14 protein-coding genes and 1 pseudogene are annotated in these 16,223 nt (G+C 48.6%); 10 read left to right on the top strand and 5 right to left on the bottom strand.

What is annotated here, in order from left to right:
* Positions 1-4: 4 nt before the first annotated feature.
* The 3 genes and pseudogenes from ABWH99_RS00885 to ABWH99_RS00875 form a co-directional block, all read right to left on the bottom strand.
* On the bottom strand, positions 5-217 hold the full coding sequence (locus ABWH99_RS00885) for a heavy-metal-associated domain-containing protein (RefSeq protein ID WP_375584432.1): 213 nt from the start codon (positions 215-217) through the stop codon (positions 5-7).
* A gap of 2 nt (positions 218-219) precedes the next feature.
* Positions 220-2,223, bottom strand: coding sequence for a copper-translocating P-type ATPase (locus ABWH99_RS00880; RefSeq protein WP_375584431.1), 2,004 nt, complete (start codon positions 2,221-2,223; stop codon positions 220-222).
* A 67-nt stretch (positions 2,224-2,290) separates the two neighbouring features.
* Positions 2,291-2,398: pseudogene (locus ABWH99_RS00875) on the bottom strand (cation transporter); the annotation flags it as partial.
* A 205-nt stretch (positions 2,399-2,603) separates the two neighbouring features.
* Here ABWH99_RS00875 and bshC point away from each other — a divergent pair.
* The 3 genes from bshC to ABWH99_RS00860 are packed head-to-tail and all read left to right on the top strand — an operon-like array spanning position 2,604 to position 5,245.
* Positions 2,604-4,202, top strand: coding sequence for a bacillithiol biosynthesis cysteine-adding enzyme BshC (bshC, locus tag ABWH99_RS00870; RefSeq protein ID WP_375584430.1), 1,599 nt, complete (start codon positions 2,604-2,606; stop codon positions 4,200-4,202).
* Positions 4,159-4,746, top strand: a complete 588-nt coding sequence (locus tag ABWH99_RS00865) for a 5-formyltetrahydrofolate cyclo-ligase (RefSeq protein WP_375584429.1) — start codon at positions 4,159-4,161, stop codon at positions 4,744-4,746. The genes bshC and ABWH99_RS00865 overlap by 44 nt, the downstream gene beginning before the upstream one ends.
* 7 nt (positions 4,747-4,753) lie before the next feature.
* Positions 4,754-5,245 (top strand): hypothetical protein, encoded by a 492-nt coding sequence (locus ABWH99_RS00860; protein WP_375584428.1) that lies wholly within the window; start codon positions 4,754-4,756, stop codon positions 5,243-5,245.
* A gap of 94 nt (positions 5,246-5,339) precedes the next feature.
* On the opposite strand, the gene ABWH99_RS00855 is transcribed toward ABWH99_RS00860, so the two are convergent.
* Entirely contained in the window at positions 5,340-6,317 is a 978-nt protein-coding gene (locus ABWH99_RS00855; RefSeq protein WP_375584427.1) for a PQQ-dependent sugar dehydrogenase, read from the bottom strand.
* The gene (locus ABWH99_RS00850) at positions 6,314-6,496 is read right to left on the bottom strand and encodes a hypothetical protein (protein ID WP_375584426.1); all 183 of its coding nucleotides are present in this window, start codon (positions 6,494-6,496) and stop codon (positions 6,314-6,316) included. Before ABWH99_RS00850 ends, ABWH99_RS00855 begins: the two co-directional genes overlap by 4 nt.
* A 510-nt stretch (positions 6,497-7,006) precedes the next feature.
* Between ABWH99_RS00850 and ABWH99_RS00845 the strand changes: the two genes are divergently transcribed.
* The 7 genes from ABWH99_RS00845 (at position 7,007) to ABWH99_RS00815 (ending at position 15,647) form a co-directional block, all read left to right on the top strand.
* On the top strand, positions 7,007-7,438 hold the full coding sequence (locus ABWH99_RS00845) for a hypothetical protein (RefSeq protein ID WP_375584425.1): 432 nt from the start codon (positions 7,007-7,009) through the stop codon (positions 7,436-7,438).
* Positions 7,439-7,489: 51 nt separating this feature from the next.
* Complete coding sequence (locus tag ABWH99_RS00840) at positions 7,490-8,413, top strand: LruC domain-containing protein (RefSeq protein WP_375584424.1); 924 nt, start codon at positions 7,490-7,492, stop codon at positions 8,411-8,413.
* Entirely contained in the window at positions 8,398-9,069 is a 672-nt protein-coding gene (locus ABWH99_RS00835; protein ID WP_375586618.1) for an LruC domain-containing protein, read from the top strand. The genes ABWH99_RS00840 and ABWH99_RS00835 overlap by 16 nt, the downstream gene beginning before the upstream one ends.
* Before the next feature lie 259 nt (positions 9,070-9,328).
* Positions 9,329-12,256 carry an Ig-like domain-containing protein gene (locus ABWH99_RS00830; RefSeq protein WP_375584423.1) on the top strand — a complete coding sequence of 976 codons (2,928 nt, stop codon included), beginning with the start codon at positions 9,329-9,331 and terminating at the stop codon, positions 12,254-12,256.
* 37 nt (positions 12,257-12,293) lie between these two features.
* Positions 12,294-12,575 (top strand): type IX secretion system membrane protein PorP/SprF, encoded by a 282-nt coding sequence (locus tag ABWH99_RS00825; RefSeq protein ID WP_375584422.1) that lies wholly within the window; start codon positions 12,294-12,296, stop codon positions 12,573-12,575.
* Position 12,576: 1 nt separating this feature from the next.
* Positions 12,577-13,269: a PorP/SprF family type IX secretion system membrane protein gene (locus tag ABWH99_RS00820; RefSeq protein ID WP_375584421.1), complete on the top strand. Its 693-nt coding sequence runs from the start codon at positions 12,577-12,579 to the stop codon at positions 13,267-13,269.
* A gap of 2 nt (positions 13,270-13,271) precedes the next feature.
* A complete protein-coding gene (locus ABWH99_RS00815) occupies positions 13,272-15,647 on the top strand; it encodes an OmpA family protein (protein ID WP_375584420.1) in 2,376 nt (791 codons plus the stop codon).
* The last annotated feature ends 576 nt before the right edge of the window (positions 15,648-16,223 follow it).

Genomic DNA, 16,223 nt, shown 5'->3' with positions numbered 1-16,223 from the left:
TCGTTTAAATTGATTCGGCCGTATAACCCGATTTTTTCAAAGCGGCTTTGACGCTCTCCGGATCCACGGGTTGATGTATGGTCAAAACTCGATCCGGAGAGCTAAGATCCACCTCCCAGGCGTTGGGTACCAACTCATCTAGCGCGGGACGAACAGCGGCCACGCAGGCGCTGCATTTAATTGTGGTTTTGAATTTCATGGAAGTTGTATGGGACATGACTAGGAAGTTATTTTTTTAAATTTCAATCGAAGACTGTTGCTCACCACAGATACGGAACTAAGCGCCATGGCTGCTCCGGCGATCATCGGATTGAGTAAAAATCCAAATACCGGATAAAGTACGCCTGCTGCAATGGGTATGCCGATGATGTTATAAACGAAGGCCCAAAACAGGTTTTGGCGGATCGTCCCCACCGTTTGGGTGCTTAGTTTTAGTAGCTGTGGAATGCCTTTCAGGGAGGAATGCATTAGGGTGACCTTGGCGGTTTCCATCGCAAGGTCCGTCCCGGCCCCCATGGCAATGCTTAGGTCGGCCAATACCAGTGCCTCGCTGTCGTTGATACCATCACCCACCATGGCTACCCTGTGTCCCTGCCGCTGCAGGTCTTGCAAGTAAGCACCTTTGTCCTGCGGCAGCATGCCGCTTTTTACGTGCCGGATACCTACGGCGGCTGCCACAGCCGCTGCCGTTTTTTCCTGATCCCCCGTCAACATGTGTACCTCGATGCCCATGTCGCGAAGGCTGGCAACAGCGGTTTTGGAGTCTTCCCTGATTTGATCAGAGATGGCAATCCAGCCGGCCAGGCGGTCGTCCACTGCCATGTATACCAGAATGCTTCCCTGCTCAAGGGCTTTTTCTCCGGATGCTAGCAGCGTATCCTCCGTGTCCACTCCGCTGCTGGTTAGCCAGGAAAGCGTGCCTAACCGGTAGGTTTTTCCCTGATAGTGGGCCAGGACTCCTTTTCCGGTTTCGGATTGGAAACCGGTCAAGGTTAAAGGCTGCGCGAACGGGGTAAAATGTTGTACGATAGCCGCGGCGAGGGGATGCTCACTTTTTGCTTCCAGAGCATGAAAAATGGGCATCAACGCGCTTTCTTCCATGCCCTCCCTCCATTTCACGGCGTTTACTTTTGGCTTGCCTTCGGTGATGGTACCGGTTTTGTCAAGAACCAGAACGTCTACACGCTTGCCTCTTTCCAGGCTTTCTGCATCCTTGATCAGAATACCCAGGGAGGCAGCTTTGCCCATCCCCACCATGATGGCGGTAGGAGTTGCCAAACCAAGTGCACAAGGGCAGGCAATCACAAGAACGGTAATTCCGGAGAGCATTCCCCGAAGCACCGCTTCTTCGATTCCGCTAAAGGACCAGACAAGAAAGGTGATAAATGCCAGAATCAGCACAGCGGGCACAAACACCGCTGTCACCCGGTCCACGGTTTTCTGAATGGGTGCTTTGGATCCCTGCGCTTGCTTAACCCGGGAGATGATGGTTGATAGTAGGGTGTCGGATGCCAACGCGGTGGATGTAAAGGTAAAACTGCCTTGCTGATTTATGGTTCCTGCGTATACGGCGTCGCCCGGTTTTTTCGCTACGGGTATGGGTTCTCCGGTGAGCGAACTTTCGTCAACGTAAGAATGGCCTTGTTCGACGATTCCGTCCAGGGGCAGCCGTTGCCCGGGTTTGATCAGGATCAACGCTCCCGTTTCCACCTCACCGACCGGAAGCGTGTATTCCTTTCCATCCCGTATGGCGATCAGACTGTCCGGCTGTAAGCCGATCAATTTACGCAACGCATCCGAGGTGCCTGCTTTGGCCCCGGATTCCAACATGCGGCCCAGTAAAATGAAGAAGACGATTACAGCCGCCGTTTCGAAATAGACGTGGGCACTTATTCCACGTGCTTCCAACCATTCGGGAAAAAAGGTGGTAAACATGCTGTAGAGGTAGGCGATCCCCGTGCTCAAAGCCACCAGGCTGTCCATATTTGCCTTGCCTAATCGGGCTTGTTTCAATGCATTCGAAAAGAACTTTCGGCCAAAGACAAAAAGAATCGGCGTGGTGAGAACCCAGGAAATATAGTTCCCATAGGGTAAATCCATCCAAAACATGCCGATAAGGAATACCGGAAGTGCAAGGAGGCCTGAGGCAATGGTATTCTTTTCGAAGGTTATGGTATGCCAAACGTTGGGTTTTTGCCAAATCGTCCTTCTCTTGTTGGTCAAGCAAAAGTTCGTATCCGATGGAATGGATTTTTTCCCGGGCCTGGTTCAGATCCGCAACGGCTTCGTCAAAAACGAGTGTCGCAGCCTGGGTTGCATAGTTTACACTGGCCGACTGCACTCCTGGCGTTTCTTTTAGCAGGGTTTCTACGCTCACTGCACAGGCTGCACAACTCATACCCGATACCGGAACTTCTATGGTCTTACTCATGATCAAAGGGTTTCTCAAAATTACTCGGTATTTCCATACTACCTGTTATATAATTTTCGCAAAAATGTACAGCCCCGTTTCTGATAAATCGATAAAATTGTTGAACTTTATTCATCATACACAGGTTTTTGGACACAATTACCTTGGGTAGCACGTTTAAATTGCAGCTTTCATGATAAAATCCACCGTAGACCCTGCCTGTACGGGCTTATTTTCAGCGTTGTTTTTAGATTATATTCAAAAAGAGGAAGCACTCAGGCAGTTTTATCGGGGATTTCCGGAAATTGACCAATTCGGTCCGGCTTTGGAAAACAAAAGCTTTTCGGAAACCGGTAGGCGTCTATTGGTGGAGGCATTGGAAGAACAGTATGCCGGGTTTGGGGATTCCGCAGTTTCGCGGAACATCAAAAAGCTGGCTGAACCCCGGACCTTTACCGTCACCACGGGACACCAGTTAAATCTCATGACCGGGCCTTCATTTTTTATTTACAAAATTGTGTCCACGATCCTGCTGGCGGAAAAATTGCAGCATGCCTATCCCGAATACCAGATTGTTCCGGTTTATTGGATGGCGAGTGAGGATCATGATTTTGAGGAGATCAATCATTTTTATTTTGATGGCAGGCGATATGCCTGGGAGACGGACCAAACCGGAGCGGTCGGGGAATTTCTTCTCGATGATTCCTTAAAGGCATTGGTGAAGGAATGGGACTTCTTGCCGAAGTTTTTCAAGGAAGCTTACACATCGAGTACCCGACTCAAAGAGGCAGTCAGGAAGTACGTACACCATTTGTTTGCGGACAAAGGACTTGTAATCCTGGATGCGAATCATCCGTCACTGAAACGTGCATTTTTGCCCCAAATCAAGGCAGATATTTTTTCCCAGCAGGCCAATGTTTTGGTAAACGAAAGCAATCAGTTGCTGGAGGAAGCCGGGTACAAGACCCAGGTTTTTCCGAGAGAAATCAATTTTTTCTACATGGAACCCGGTCGAAGGGATCGGCTGGTGTCATTCCAAGATCGCTTCTTCACGCAAGATGGAAAGAACGAATGGAGCCCGGCGGAAATGGAGGCCCTGCTGGAGGCCCATCCGGAACGTTTTAGCCCCAATGTGGTGATGCGCCCACTTTATCAGGAACGGATACTTCCCAACCTGGCCTATATCGGAGGACCCGCCGAACTGGCCTATTGGTTTCAATTGAAAAAGGTGTTTGACCACTATGCGGTAGATTTTCCGTTTCTTCTCCCCAGAAGCTTTGCCATGATCATCCCACGGAAAATAGGACGAAAAATAAAAAAACTGGGCCTTCAGCCAGAGCAACTCTTCCAGCCAATAGACCGGTTGAGGATCGAATATACCCTCAAAAATGCATCGGATGACCTGTCTCTTTCTGGCGAAATGGAAAAACTGGAACAATTATTTGGTTCCCTGGAAAACCGCGCATCGCGTATGGATTTCAGCTTGTCCCAAGCGGTAAAAGCCGCCTTTTCGAGGAGTGAAAAGATTCTGGATCAGATTGCGGTGAAGTTCCGGAAGGCCGAAGAACGGAAACAAACGGACGCCATACGGCAGCTGAACGAAGTCAAAGACTTTCTCTTTCCAAACGGTACCCTTCAGGAAAGGCGCGTGAACTTTCTGGAGTATTACCTGGCAAATCCGAAATTTATCGACGAGCTTTTGGTTCAGTTTGATCCCTTGGATTTTAATTTTGTAATTTTGCGGGAGAATGGAAGCGAAGGAAATACTCAGGAAGCAGTTCAGGGAGGATAGAAAGGCCCTCGGCGAGACGGAGCGGAGGATTCGCTCGGAAAAAATTGCCTCCCAGAGCCTTTTGTTTTTGAAAGCGCAAAAAGGGGTTCGACACATTCACTTGTTTTTTCCCATCAAAAAGCTGTACGAAATCGATACCTTGGTGGTATTGCCATCACTTTTCGATGCGGGATACCAGGTGTATGGTTCCGTCACGGACAGGCGGGCACGTACGTTGCGAACGGTAAAAATAAACAAAGAGACTGTTTTCATCGAAGACCTTATGGGGATTCCTGTTCCCGAAGATCCGGTTTACGTTTCCAACGAGTGCATTGATTTGGTGTTCGTCCCACTCTTGGGTGTGGATGCAAAGGGCAATAGATTGGGGTACGGAATGGGCTTTTACGATCGCTTTTTTGGGGAATTGCGACCGGAAGTTCTCAAAGTAGGTCTTTCTTTTTTCCGCGAGGCGAAAAGCATTCCCGTAGCCAAACACGACGTGCCCCTGGACGCCTGCGTGTTTCCGGATAAAAATGTAATTTTTAATCGAACTATAGTTAAATGACAGTTGTATGGCAAAAAAACAGATTATCTTCCTTTTTGTCTTGTTCCTGGGACTGAGTCTCCTGAATAAGAGTAATGCGCAGACCTATGCCACGGGCATAGGTCTGCGGGCAGGAGTTAGCAACGGGCTGACCGTGAAGCATTTTATCCAATCCGACGTAGCGCTGGAAGGAATCCTTCACACCCGATGGAGAGGGCTGGTGATTACCGGGCTCTATGAAGTGCACAAAGACATTCGTGAAGTTAGGGGATTGCGCTGGTTTTACGGCGGGGGAGCACATATTGGGAGCTGGAACAGTGGTAATTCCAATCCACCCTGGGCGGATCCGGGCTATAGAGGATCTACGATCGTGGGTATTGATGGCATTATCGGACTGGATTACACGTTTGCAGACGCACCCGTCAACCTATCACTGGACTACAAACCGGCCTTTAACATTATCAACGGTGGTGGTTTCTGGGGCGATGAGTTGGCGCTTTCCATCCGATTTACCTTTTAGCAGGGAATGTGCAACAGAAGCTTTATTGCCTATTTCAGGTTTAAATCGACAAGAAACAAAAAACCGCTGAAAAAGCTTTCAGCGGTTTTTTTGTTTATTCCTGGGGGATCAGCTTTATCAGCAAGCCGGTACCCTCCGTGAGGGCGTAAATGTACCCGTCCGGACTCTGGGCTACGTGCCGTACCCGACCAATATCTTGCAAGAGTTTTTCCTCGCCCGCGTAGGAGGTGCCCTGGAGGCTTACCCGGGCAATGTGTTGCTTGGCAAGGGCACCTACGAGTAGGTCTCCTTTCCAACTCGGGTACCGATCCGAAGTGACAAGGGTGGAACCACAGGGGGCAATGGATGGTCGCCAAAAATGAATGGGCTGTTCCATTCCGGTTTTTACCGTATCTTCTGTGATGATGCTATCGTCGTATTCGACCCCATAGGTAATTTCCGGCCATCCATAATTATTCCCTTTTTCAATCAGATTGATTTCGTCTCCGCCTTTCGGGCCATGCTCGATGCCATAGATACGGTCGTTTGCCCGGTCATAGACCAGTCCCTGCGGATTCCGGTTGCCATAGGTCCAAATGGAAGGGATGGCGTCCGGTTCGTTGACAAAGGGGTTATCCGATGGAATCCTTCCATCATCGTGGATTCGATGGATTTTCCCATGGGAATTTTTTAAGGATTGTGCGTTTTCGGGGTTGCTTCCGCGTTCGCCGTTACTAAAATACAGGTAATTGTCCTTGTCAAAGATAATCCGGCTTCCAAAATGCCGGCCCCCTTCTACCGCGGGGCTGGTGACGATCAGATCTTCCTGTTCTGTCAGGCTGTTTCCGGCGACTTTTGCACGCATGATTGCCGTGGCTCCTCCACCCTCGACCGGCTTTGCGTAGGCAAAATAAACCCAGCCGTTCGATGCATGGTCTGGATGGGTTTGGATGTCCAGTAGGCCGGCTTGATTTACTTCGTGAACGGCAGGCACCCCGGACAGTTTTTCTCCGGTAAATTGATCGTTTTCAAAAATCAGGATTTCTCCTTTTCTTTCGGTGACCAGCATTCTGCCGTCTGCCAACCAGGTCATTCCCCAGGGTGTTCGAATCCATCGTAAAGGGTGTCCACCTTGATGGTAAGTTCGTCGGTACGTACTGCAAATGGATCAACGGGTGCTTTTTCTTTATTCGGCGACTCGCAGGCAATCCAGGCAGCCATGGCCCCAAAAGCCAGGAGTATCCTGGAACTCGTGGTACGGGTAGTTCTCATGTTTTTTTAAATTTTTACCGCGAATATACGATATATCTGCCGATTTTTTTCAGCAGAACGGATGGCCTGCCACATTTTCCACGCATCGCGGTGGCGCAGTTTTTTAGTAAATAAGCACACAAAACCTGGTATAAAAACCTAAGGAGCGTACCGATTCCTCAGGTACGCAACTGGAAAAACAAAAATGTGAGCACCATCTTCAAAATCGAAGACATAAAAAGATACATATAGAAAAAATTGTTTTTTAAATAAATAAAAAAATTTTGTACTAAAAAATTGCAAAATAAATTAGTAAAATCTTTTAAGCTAGGTACTTAGGCCATACTTTTAAATCGAAAATCCTACAAATGAGAACGCATTCGACCCTGTGCTGAACCATTTTGTCGCCCAAAAAGGCGGGTTCACCGAAAAAAAATCAGGGGGTCAATTTTTCTTTCGATTTTCGTATCGATAACAAAACAGCAAAAATAACTTTCCCGAACAGGGGCAAACCTTTTAACAGATAGTCAAATGAAAAACAGCAAAAAAACTTTGAGAAGGATCACCGGTGCCTGGATGCTAGTTTCCACGCTGGTATTCTCCTCCTGTGTGGAAGAACCGCTGGAGCAAGGGCCACAGGGACAAACTGCAGCGATCGAAGAGCTTCAGGCGTCGTCAGTTTTTAATTGGAAAACCAGCGAAAAAATTACGGTGGCCGTTCAGGGCCTGGACATAGAGGTAGACGTCTACCGGAAATTATCCTTATTGACAGACGGCGGGGCTGAATTTTTTGCAGGGGCGCAGGCAATGAGTCAGGACTTTGAAATGACCTTTGATTTGCCTTCCCACGTAACAGCGGTTACCATGAAATACGGTACGATCGAACAAGAAAAGGAGATCGTAGACAACAAGGTATCTTTTGATTTTTTGGTCGATATGGGGGACGATGATCTGGAACCTTGACAGAATCGGAGTAAGCTACAGGTAGTAATTTAATTTTTAATGAGAGTAAAAATGAAGAAATTATTGATATTCAGCTATTTATTGGGAGCGATCAGCTTCTCCCTTTTGGCACAGGAAAACACGGTTACCAACGACGCGGAACTTGGAGACCGAAACAAATATTTTGCTGCTTGCTGGTCCATGGGTGCAGTCACCGTTAGCGACAGCAGACAAACCCTGATCTCAGGAGATTACAGCCTGCGATCGAATCAGGTTACGAATTCGTCGACCACTGCTACCTGGGTGAAAACACCCTGGATCAAGATGGAGTCAGGAAGAATAACGTTTAAGACCAGACTGGACGGAACTGCGGGTGGAAACCGAAGCATCGTGCTGCAATACATCGAATTTGACGATGACAATGAAAGTACGGGAGAAGGCGACGTTACGAAATTTGATGTATTTGATTTTCCCAATCCGATCAATCGGCAAACAGAGGTGCATGAGGTAGCCGTAGCAGTCCCCGAAAAGCTGGTAGGGCGCACCGTGAAGATCATGTTTAGTTTGGTAGGCTCGGGTGGAACAGCCCGCATCGGCATGGACGAACTGATCATTCCGGGAAGCTACAACGCAGATCCGTCGGACGATTGTTTTCCAAAAGATGAGGACGACGATGAGGACGATGATGAGGACGAAAAGGACACGGATGACGATGACATTATTGATTCAGAGGATGCTTACCCCGAGGATCCTTACCGGGCGTTTGATAATTTTCTACCTGCTACCGGATACGGGACGCTGATGTATGAGGATCTTTGGCCTGCCCGCGGGGATTACGATTTTAACGATTTGGTCGTGGATTACAGGATAAACCGCGTTACAGACGCTGATGGGGAAGTCGTTGAAATCAAGATCGAACTGATTCCGAGAGCGGCCGGAGCTGGCTTTAGCAATGGCTTTGGCATAGAGTTTTCAGGCCTATCTCCGAAAAAGTAATCAAGGTCACCGGAACCAAGGCCAGCCCGGAAAGTATTCACAAAATTGATGAAAATGGGTTGGAAGTGGACAACGAATTTGCAACAATAATACCATTCGATAAGGTAGGCTTGGTATTAACCCACCCGGGCGGTGGAGCACTGGGGATCAATACCGATCCGGAATTCACCCTCCAGGAGCCCAAATTGCTGACAATCGTGATGACCTTAAAAGAAGAGGGAAAGACCACCGATGAAGGGCCTACTACGCTAAGAGAACTTGGGATGGATCAGTTTAATCCCTTCCTTATTGTGAATCAGCAAAGAGGTGTGGAAGTACATTTGCCCGGTAAGCGTCCCACCCGCTACGCAGACCAATCCATTTTTGGTACCAAAGAAGACGGAAGTACCGGAGGTGTGGAAAGCTATTACCGAAACAAAGAAAACGGATTGCCCTGGGGCATGAATGTGACCGAGAGCATTCCGTACATGACAAACAAAGTTCCGATTACCAAAGGTTACACCCGATTTGTTGAATGGGTGGTATCCGGAGGAGAGTCCTATGCCGATTGGTACCTGGACAAGGATGGATACCGTAACACCGAGTTGATGCTGAATGCAAATCTGAGGCCTGGTGAGATTGTCAGGGGTGGGGGTTCCAACAGGGTTCCGAGATAGCCTGCTCAGGAATTTTGCCCAGGGGCAAACCCGGTGTATTGAATCAGGTTTGTATCCAACCCTGTTGTCGCAGGAACCATAGCTTCGAATACGAACTCAGGCAGCCAAAAGGCTGCCTGAGTTTTCATCGTGGAAATAGACCGGTATAGATAAATTGGTCATCTATTTTGGATTTAGTAAGAAATAGCTATTTTAGCAGTACTTTGTCGATCTTGTTTTTTGTAATGTCTGGATGAATGGTTTTTAATAGGCGGGTTATATGAAAAAATTAATTTTAACAAGAAGTCATTCATTGGATGTATTTTTTTACCTCCGGAAACTAGCACCGTTGTTCGTCCTTTTTTTGGTCCACTCGGCGGTCCACGCGCAAGTGGTGGTCGTAAACGAGACGGAAAATATTATTGCCATGGAACAGGTGAGCTACCTTATCGATGGGGAAGAGTTGGTACAAAATTCACCGGATGGCAATCAAAATCCGAGTCCGGAAGACGCCTCCGTCGTGGTTAGCGGAATTCGCGTGGCAGGGGGTAGGGTTATTTTCGCAACGACCCGAAGACCGACTGTGGCGAATCCCAATCCAGCCATTGGCAGCAACGAGATAAGACCCAATGCGATTCAGATTGTTCGTTCGAACGATCTGATCATTTCCCACCGAGACCCGGCGTTCTTCGAAAATCTGGAAGAAGTCGTCTCCACACCGGACATTCGGTCTTATTGGGACATCAATTCCCAACCTTCCATTCCCAGAGGTGAACCGTTTGTTGACCTGATTTACTCGGATCCGGTGGTTACCTCGGGCTACCTGTTGTATACGGAGCGTGACGGCAATTCTGCCACGGATTTTATTGCGCTAGGCAGGGATGGGGAACCGATTGAGGGGGCCAACGTCATCCAGGTTCGCGGTTTTCAGTGGAAAACAGGAATCAATCACATAAGTAACGAGCCCACTCAATCCCAGGAAATGGTATTGTTTTCACCGGCACTTTTTGCTTCTGAAGAGCCCATTTTTGGCATTCGGATCGTCGCCGTTAATGAGCCGGATGGCAAGTTGGTCTTTTTTGTGAATGCCATCACTGCTACCCCCGACGTGGCCGAACGCGTCAATAGCGAACTTGGCGGTGAGGCTGTGCTGAATATTTTTGACAATGATGAACTAAACGGTGCCCCGTTAAACCCGATCGATATTCAACTGGCGATTCTACAAGACTTCCCCGAGGGAAGTGCCGTATTGAATTCCGACGGGACGGTAGACGTTCCAGCCAACACAGCTCCCGGGATATATACACTCCGGTATCAAATCACCGCCGGGGAGGAAGCCGACGAAGCGGAGGTGCGGATCGAAGTCATTGAATACAAGCCGGAAGCATTTGACGATTCGGTGGAGGCTGCGGATAGTTTTGCACGGGATAGCGTATTAAATGTTTTGGAGAACGACTTGCTCAATGGCCTTCCTGCCCTGATCGAAAATATTAACCTGACTACCGTAAGCAATAATTCAGGTGGGTTTATTCGCCTGACGGCAGATGGGTCCATTGATATTGACGAAGGCGTACCGAGCGGAGATTACCTGTTGGTGTACCAGATTTGCGATGCTTCAGACCCAGTAAAATGCGATCAGGCGACGGCTACCATCCGGATCGCACCCACCGTTCTCACTGCAGCGAACGATGATTACGGAAGTGTGAACCTAAACCGGGCAGGACCTATTGGGAATGTGTTGGAAAACGACCTGTTGAATGGAGCAGCAATTCCCGACGGGAGAGTTCAGGTAAGCCTGTTGGACGCAGACGGTTTATCCGGCCTTACCTTGTCTACCGATGGGGAACTGTCACTACCTGCCGGTTTGCCCAACGGTTCCTACGAATTGAGCTATGAAATTGCGGAGCTAATAAATCCGGGCAATACGGACCAGGGGCTGATTCGCTTCACCTTGTTGGATATTCAATTGGAAGCCAATGACGATGCTTTTACCACCAATCAAAATCAGGGCCTCATCCTGGATGTATTAGCGAACGATTTTATCAACACGGGTGAACTGCTAGTGGAGACCTTGCAAATTATAGAAGGTCCGCAAAACGGTTCCCTGACTCAAAACCCGGACGGTACGCTTAGCTACAGCCCCGATCCCAATTTTTCTGGTACGGATAGCTTTACGTATGAGATTTGTGAGAATACAGATCGCCAGTTTTGCGATCAGGCGCTGGTGTCACTTACCGTACGGCCTATATTGCTCGAAGCTTCAAAGGTACCGAACCTCAGCGTGCTTCCAATCGGAGGGCTGGTCAGCTACACACTGACGCTTACCAATAACTCGGATTTTGCGTTAGAGGACGTGCAGGTAGAAGACATCCTACCGGAAGGGTTGATGCTCCTAAGTTCGGAGCCGGAGGTGCAGCAGGGGACGACCTGGTTGATTGAGACGATATCTTCCGGCACCGTCGTAGAGATCGACATGCTGCTCATGGCGGTTGGTTTGGGGCCGCAGGTCAATACCGCTACCATTGCAATCGGGGAGTACTCGGATGGGGTTCAGGCGGTTCCGGTCACCGTTGTGGCCCGCCCGGTAAACGTCGGTGTGGAAAAGACTTCGTTTGGGGTAGCGCTGTATGAAGGGAACGAGTTTGCGTACGAAATCCGGGTAACGAATAGCGGCGACAGCCCGGCAGAAAATATCACCCTAACGGATGAGCTGCCGACGGGTCTGGTGTATCTTGGTTTTACGGGGGATGCCGAGGTGAGCGTATCGGGTAACACGGTTACCTGGACCATACCTAGTCTTGCGGCAGGTGGTTCGCAGGTGTATACCATTCAGGTTCAGGCCACGCAGGTCGGCTCCATTACGAACACCGTTCGCGTACAGGTGCCGGAGGATCAGGAAAATACTTCCACGCAGCCAGAGGATAGCGACACCAATCAGGTCAATCCATTCTTTATTCCAAACGTCATCACGCCAGGAAATGCAGACGGTAAAAACGATACCTTTGAAATTCGGGGAATCGATCGCTTCGCCCAAAGTTCGCTGACTATTCTTAACAGAAATGGCGATCATGTATTTGTTTCGGAGGATTACCAAAACGATTGGGAGGCTCAGGGCTTGAACGCAGGTTCCTATTTTTATGTACTGGTAATTACCGATCGTGCGGGTGAAAGCCAAACGTATAAAGGCTGGCTGCAAGTAGTGAAATAGTAGCGTTGTATTTATGGCGGGTATAAATTCGAATTCAATGAGAAATAGGTATAGTGTAGGTAGGTTTGTGGCAATAGTGGCCTTCTTGCTGGCAGGGGAGGTAGCTGCCCAGCAATTGCCCCAATTTAGTCAGTACATGTTCAACGGATTGCACGTAAACCCTGCCTATGCCGGCTATAAGGGAGAGCATTACATACAGTCCACCTACCGCAATCAATGGGCAGGCCTTCCGGGAGCACCTACTACCTTCACGGTCACGGCAGACCTGAGCGCAAACGAAGGACTGATGGGCTTCGGTGTTCTCAGTTCTTTCCGATGAAATGGGACCGGCAAGAACCAATTCGGGTTTGCTCAGCTATGCCTACCGGATTCAGACAGGGGCTGCTTCCTTTTTGGGCTTTGGAATAAGTGCCGGTGTATCCGAATACGCCATCGACGGTTCCATGTTTGACCCGAACGACTTTGACGACGCGGAAATCCCGGAGGGGCGAATCAACCTATTTACCCCAAATTTGAATACAGGTATATTTTTCCATAGTCCCACTTTTTATGCTGGATTCAGTGCCTATAACCTCATCGGGCGAAACTCCCTCGAATCGGAGGCAGTTGCGCTGGCCTACCACAATGTGCACTACTACCTTACTGCCGGCGGATTGGTACCGCTTTCCGACGAGGTTCAGTTCAAACCTTCTTTTTTGGTTAGAAACGGAGGAAGAGGACCGACCAATCTGGATTTAAATGGAATGTTTTTATTTGTGGACCGAATTTGGGCAGGGGCTTCCTACCGGACCAATGTCAAATGGGGACAGGACGAATTACCTTCGGGATTGTCCGCCCGTAATGCAGTAGCGTTGATCCTGGAACTGTTTGCAACAGACCAATTCAGGGTGGGTTACGCCTACGACGTGCAAACCAATGCGTTTAGCGGGCTTCGGAATAATTCCCACGAGTTTTCCCTTGGATATTACATCTCTCCAAGGAACGTGAACATGAACAACCCTAGATGGTTCTAACTATGAAAAAGATTTTTACCTGCCTGCTACCGATAATCCTTCTGGCGTTTTTATCTTTTCCCTCACTCGCCCAACAGGGTTTGCTGCGCTATGCTGACAGGAAGGCGGTCGAAGAAAATTATTTTGAAGCGGGAAAAGGATATGCAGAAGCCTTTGCTAAAAAACCTTCCTACCGCGCTGCAAAGGGCGCAGCGATTGCCTATGAAAAAATGCGGGATTATTCGCGCGCCTACGAATGGTGGAAAAGAGTGGTGGCCTATGGCGATGCTATTCAATCGGATCGGCTGGCGTATATCGCGGCAGCCAACCAGGCCGGTAAGATAGAAGCCGTTTTTGAGGCGCTGGATTCAATCGGGACGAGCAAACCCGAAGCACTTCGAAACTTAAATTTGGATTCCTTGAGACGCTGGTACGACGCAGCGGGCGGAAATACGGGTGTAAGGCGGTTGGAAAAAATAAATGGTGCCAGTGCCGATTTCGGCTGGACCAAAGCAGCAAACGGACGGGTCTACTTTTCCTCAGACCGAGGAGGTTCCGGAGACCGGAAGCGAAGCGGATTGCGTATCGACAACGGGTATCGGTATTATGCGAAGTCATCGGATTGGACCGGGCGAAACTTTCTGAGTATTTATTCGGTGGACGAAGCAGGTAAGGTTTTGCGCTTTGAGCCACCCGTCCCGGATGTATTTCACGCTAGTGACCCTTTTCCGCTAGCAGACGAGAACTTGATTTTTTATACCGTAACCCGGGATATCCGGCAATCCAATGACTACGAAGTACACCCGGAGATCTTTTATAGCCGCTTGGATGCATCCGGTAACCCGGTAGATTTTGTGGGGCTGCCTGCGAATGCGCCTCTGGAATACGGTTTGAAGAGTCCCTTCGTGGATGAATCCCAAAATCGCTTGTATTTCTCGTCCAACATGCCCGGCGGGTACGGAGGCTATGACTTGTACGTCATGGAATTCGATGAGGGATACAAGTTTGGGGCGCCAGTGAATCTGGGTCCTTTGATCAATACTGCGGGAAATGAAATTGATCCATTTATCCGAAATGGCCGATTCTATTTTGCATCAGACGGTCACACAGGCCTGGGGGGATTGGATATATTTGTATCAGACAAGAGAGGAAACGAATTCCTTGGGGTTAAAAACATGGGGTTACCCTATAATTCTCCACAGGATGATTTTGGATTTTTTGAGTCGGCAGATCAGGCGGTAGTGATCTCCTCCAATCGTCCCGGGAGTACCGGTTTGGACGATTTGTTTGAATTGGAGACCTTGGGTGTGGATTTCCGGGCGCAGGTTGTAGCTTGCGACGGCACAGCGGTTACCGGTACCCTCGACGTTCAGATGACGGAGGGTAGCGAAAAGCAAACCGTTGCCGTGCAACAGGGCCCGGCCGGAGAGCTTAGAGCTACGATTAGCGCGGATCAAGAACAGGAAATTTCCATTAAAAAGGAGGGGTATTTTGCGTTGGAGGATAAAAGTTTATCAAGCAGAGGGTTGAGTGAAGGAAAATTGGAGAAAACCTATCAGCTGGTAAAAATTCCATACAGAACCGCTGTCTACGTGGATTTAGTGTATTACAACCTGGATCAATCCGAAATCCGTGAAGATGCAGAAGCACCCTTGGATAAGATTGCCGAGTTGTTGACCTCCTATTCCTTCCTGAATATAGTGGTCCGTTCCCATACCGATGCGCGGGCAAGCAATGCCTACAACGAGATTTTAAGCGAAAAACGGGCAGATGCGGTACGAGATTACCTGGGTAAATTCGGCATCGCCAGGTCTCGTATACAGGCGGAGTGGTTGGGAGAAACCGAATTGACTTCCAATTGTGGGGAGGGACTTCCTTGCTCCGAAGAGAATTATCAGCTAGACCGACGTACGGAGCTATTGTTGCTTGCCTTTCCCGAAGTAGGAAAGACATACCCGGTACCGCCCGAAATGCAGGGAATTGATTTGTGTGATGTAAGTAACCTACCGTTACCTGAAGAGTTGCCCACCATTTACTTTGGCTTTGATGAAGCCGAGCTTTCCCTGCAGGATAAAATGGCCCTGGAACGGGTAGCGTTAATGCTCAGAAATATGCTAAACCGACGCTTGGCGATCACCGGGCATACGGACAACCGGGGTTCCGCAGCCTACAACGAGGCCTTGTCTGAGCGGCGGGCGTTGGTAGTCAAGAATTACCTGGAAGGGAAAGGGATCGCCTCCGATCGCTTGGTATATGAATTTTTCGGAAAGCGCAAACCGGTAAACGATTGCGACAACGTTCCCTGCACGCAGGAAATGCACCGCCTCAACCGACGAACCGAATTAAGCCTCCCCAGAAGTATTCCACGGCTAAATAAGCATTGGAGTCAAAAAGAATAAGTTTAGGAGTCAAAAAGAGGAGCCGTTCGCGCTCCTTTTTTTTGCTTTTTTCGGAACACCCGTAGCAGCTTGTTTTTGACCATGGGACAGGACTGCCGTTCACTCAACCCTAGACTTCCTTCCATATTTTCAGGGCGATATCGTTTTTCTTCCGTTCTGTCTTTCGGTTCATTGCTATTTGATGGAATTTATTGTCGATTTATGCGCCCCACAATGAACATGGACTTCGTCGCCCGTCCCTTATCAGGGCACCTACACGGGTTTTTGATCAGGTTTACCACCTGTTTTTCGGAAATACGGACAGTTTAGTGGATGTAGCAGGTTACACTGTGGGAAGACACTACGCCGTGGAAACGGTACATTAAGTTGGTATCGTCATAAAAAATATTTTTAAAAGTAAAAATGGTAGCTAAACCAATACAAGCTGGGATCAAAAGGAATGTATAGGTAAAAAAATAGAAAAATAGAGAATAAAAAATTAGTATATGACTGAAAAACAGAAGTAACAAATTTTTGCCCCATGTTGATTAAAAATGAAATTAGTAATGATAAAAAACAGAAAAAAATAGAGAAAAT

The organism is Cyclobacterium xiamenense, from assembly GCF_042140265.1.
GTDB lineage: Bacteria > Bacteroidota > Bacteroidia > Cytophagales > Cyclobacteriaceae > Cyclobacterium > Cyclobacterium xiamenense_A.
The sequence above is the reverse complement of the archived record's forward strand: the minus strand, read 5'-3'. Positions and strand labels throughout refer to the sequence as shown.

Coding starts and splice junctions, on each gene's coding strand:
- ABWH99_RS00815 (WP_375584420.1), top strand. CDS start 13,272: ATGAAAAAGATTTTTACCTGCCTGCTACCGATAATCCTTCTGGCGTTT.
- ABWH99_RS00825 (WP_375584422.1), top strand. CDS start 12,294: ATGAGAAATAGGTATAGTGTAGGTAGGTTTGTGGCAATAGTGGCCTTC.
- ABWH99_RS00860 (WP_375584428.1), top strand. CDS start 4,754: ATGGCAAAAAAACAGATTATCTTCCTTTTTGTCTTGTTCCTGGGACTG.
- ABWH99_RS00855 (WP_375584427.1), bottom strand. CDS start 6,317: ATGACCTGGTTGGCAGACGGCAGAATGCTGGTCACCGAAAGAAAAGGA.
- ABWH99_RS00845 (WP_375584425.1), top strand. CDS start 7,007: ATGAAAAACAGCAAAAAAACTTTGAGAAGGATCACCGGTGCCTGGATG.
- ABWH99_RS00885 (WP_375584432.1), bottom strand. CDS start 217: ATGTCCCATACAACTTCCATGAAATTCAAAACCACAATTAAATGCAGC.
- ABWH99_RS00820 (WP_375584421.1), top strand. CDS start 12,577: ATGGGACCGGCAAGAACCAATTCGGGTTTGCTCAGCTATGCCTACCGG.
- ABWH99_RS00830 (WP_375584423.1), top strand. CDS start 9,329: ATGAAAAAATTAATTTTAACAAGAAGTCATTCATTGGATGTATTTTTT.
- ABWH99_RS00840 (WP_375584424.1), top strand. CDS start 7,490: ATGAAGAAATTATTGATATTCAGCTATTTATTGGGAGCGATCAGCTTC.
- bshC (WP_375584430.1), top strand. CDS start 2,604: ATGATAAAATCCACCGTAGACCCTGCCTGTACGGGCTTATTTTCAGCG.
- ABWH99_RS00850 (WP_375584426.1), bottom strand. CDS start 6,496: ATGAGAACTACCCGTACCACGAGTTCCAGGATACTCCTGGCTTTTGGG.
- ABWH99_RS00865 (WP_375584429.1), top strand. CDS start 4,159: ATGGAAGCGAAGGAAATACTCAGGAAGCAGTTCAGGGAGGATAGAAAG.